Genomic DNA, 803 nt, shown 5'->3' on the forward strand with positions numbered 1-803 from the left:
GCCGTCGAGAAACTGCAGAACGCGCGTAACCCGATCCTGGTGATCGGTGCCGGTGCCAACCGCAAGATGACCGCCAAGGTTCTCAAGCAACTGATCGACAAGACCGGCATCCCGTTCATCACCACCCAGATGGGTAAAGGTGTGGTCGACGAGCGTCACCCGCGCTTCCTCGGCAACGCTGCACTGTCGTCGGGCGACTTCGTTCACCGCGCCGTAGAAGCCGCCGACCTGATCATCAACATCGGCCACGATGTGATCGAGAAGCCGCCATTCTTCATGGTCCGTGGCGGCACCGAAGTCATCCACATCAACTTCCGCTCTGCCGAAGTCGATGCCGTGTACTTCCCGCAAGTAGAAGTGATCGGCGACATCGCCAACGCCGTGTGGCAGATCAGCGAAGCGCTGAATGACACTTCGCACTGGGACTTCACCCGCCTGATGGCCATCCGTGAAGCCAACGAAGCACAGATCGCCGAAGGCGCCGACGACGACCGCTTCCCGGTCTACCCACAGCGCATGGTTGCTGACATCCGTCGTGTACTGCCGTCCGAAGGCATCGTCGCCCTGGACAACGGCATCTACAAGATCTGGTTCGCCCGCAACTACAAGGCGCACAAGCCGAACACCGTGCTGCTGGACAACGCCCTGGCGACCATGGGCGCCGGCCTGCCATCGGCAATGGCTGCGCACCTGGTGCACCCGGACCGCCCGGTAATCTCGGTGTGTGGCGACGGTGGCTTCATGATGAACAGCCAGGAACTGGAAACTGCAGTACGTCTGGGCATGCACATCACCGTGGTGAT

At 61.1% G+C, this 803-nt stretch carries 1 protein-coding gene; it reads left to right on the top strand.

What is annotated here, in order from left to right; all coding sequences use genetic code 11:
- The coding region (locus ACF8EF_RS14605; protein WP_392461426.1) for a thiamine pyrophosphate-dependent enzyme at positions 1-803 on the top strand (803 nt) is incomplete at both ends.

The sequence above is a fragment of the Pseudomonas sp. zjy_15 genome (assembly GCF_043101865.1).
Taxonomy (GTDB): Bacteria; Pseudomonadota; Gammaproteobacteria; order Pseudomonadales; family Pseudomonadaceae; genus Aquipseudomonas; species Aquipseudomonas putida_Y.